Raw genomic sequence first — 1,676 nt, 5'->3', positions numbered from 1 at the left:
CTCGGCGACGAGCGCTCGGCCGAGTACGGTGCACTTCCCGACGGCGTGGACGTGGCCGCGCTCGTCGCCCGAGCCTGATCACGGCATCTGCCACCACCCCGCTGTCACCACGGCGCTGTCACCACCGCGCTGCCACCACCCCGCTGTCACCACCGCGCTATCGCCACCGCGGGGAGAAACGACACCGCCAGTTTCGCTATTCGGCTGACAGTCGCGTGAGGGAGGTCACAGACTGGAGGGACCCCGACAAAGAGGTGCAGTATGTCAATCGATGGCGATCCGCGCGATCCGGTCTACCGGCCGGGCCCGGCCCCCCTCCGCTCCCACCTGCCGATCCTGGGCGGGACCCTCGAGTACGTCGAGAATCCGCTGGCCACGATGGCCCGCCGGTACCGCGATCACGGCCCGGTCTCCGAACTGAGCTTCCTCGGCGCCACCTGGACCGCGCTGATCGGCCCCGACGCGTGCCAGATCGCCCTGCAGAACGCCGACAAGGCGTTCGCCAACGGCCCCGGCTGGGGATACCTCGTCGGCCCGTTCTTCGACCGCGGGCTGATGCTGCTGGACTTCGCCGAGCACCACCACTACCGGCACCTCATGCAGGAGGCGTTCACCCGCCCCCGGCTCGAGGGATACGCCCGTACCCTGGCCCCGCTGGTCGAGCGCGGGATCTCGAGCTGGACCCCTGATCGGGCGTTCGAGGTCTACCCCGCCCTCAAGTCGCACACGCTCGATCTGGCCACCGAGGTGTTCATGGGCGGCGCCGAATACGCCGAACCCGGGGAGATCGAGCGGGTCAACACCGCGTTCGTGGACTGCGTGCAGGCCGCCAACGGTTACATCCGCTCGACCGCTCCCCTGCCGTTCACCAAGTGGGGTCGCGCGACCCGCGGCCGGCGCCTGCTGGAGGAGTTCCTCCGGCGCCACCTGCCCGCCCGCCGTGCCAACCCCGGTGAGGACCTGTTCTCGGCCCTGTGTCAGGTGGCCGACGCCTCCGGCGGGATCGACGACGACGACATCATCAACCAGATGATCTTCCTGCTGATGGCCGCGCACGACACCACGACCAGCACCGTGACCTCCATGGTCTACGAACTCGGGCGCGATCGGGAGTGGCAGGAGCGCTGCCGGAGGCAGTGTCTGGAACTGGGCCCCTCGCCGACCCTCGCCGAGCTGGAGGGCCTCACCGACCTGGACCTGGTGATGAAGGAGACGCTGCGGCTGCACCCGCCGGTGCCGGTGCTGGCGCGCCGGGCGGTCAAGGACACCGAGGTGCTCGGGGTGGCGATCCCCAAGGGACGGCTCGTCTCGGTGATGCCGCTCCTGTCGCACCACATGCCCGAGTACTGGACCGACCCGGAGATCTTCGACCCCGAGCGGTTCACCGAGGGCAGGCGCGAGGACAAGTCCCACCGCTACGCCTGGGAGCCCTTCGGCGGCGGGGTACACAAGTGCCTCGGCATGATCTTCGCCAACCTGGAGTCCAAGCTCGTCCTCAGCGCGCTGCTGCGGCACTTCGAGTGGTCGGTGCCTCTGGACTACGTCCCGCCCATGAAGAACGACTCGCTGCCGTTCCCCGGTGACGGGCTCCCGGTGTCCCTGCGACCGCTCACGCCGGCCCGCACCGGCTGAGCCGACCCGGCGACTCGCCCGCCCGCGCGACCCGCCCGACCCGC

The 1,676-nt window shown here is 70.0% G+C and carries 1 protein-coding gene; it reads left to right on the top strand.

The window, feature by feature from the left end:
- Positions 1-261 precede the first annotated feature (261 nt).
- Positions 262-1,632: a cytochrome P450 gene (locus G6018_RS08020; RefSeq protein ID WP_182611048.1), complete on the top strand. Its 1,371-nt coding sequence runs from the start codon at positions 262-264 to the stop codon at positions 1,630-1,632.
- The last annotated feature ends 44 nt before the right edge of the window (positions 1,633-1,676 follow it).

It is taken from the genome of Dietzia sp. DQ11-44, from assembly GCF_014145205.1.
Taxonomy (GTDB): Bacteria; Actinomycetota; Actinomycetes; order Mycobacteriales; family Mycobacteriaceae; genus Dietzia; species Dietzia natronolimnaea.
The sequence above is the reverse complement of the archived record's forward strand: the minus strand, read 5'-3'. Positions and strand labels throughout refer to the sequence as shown.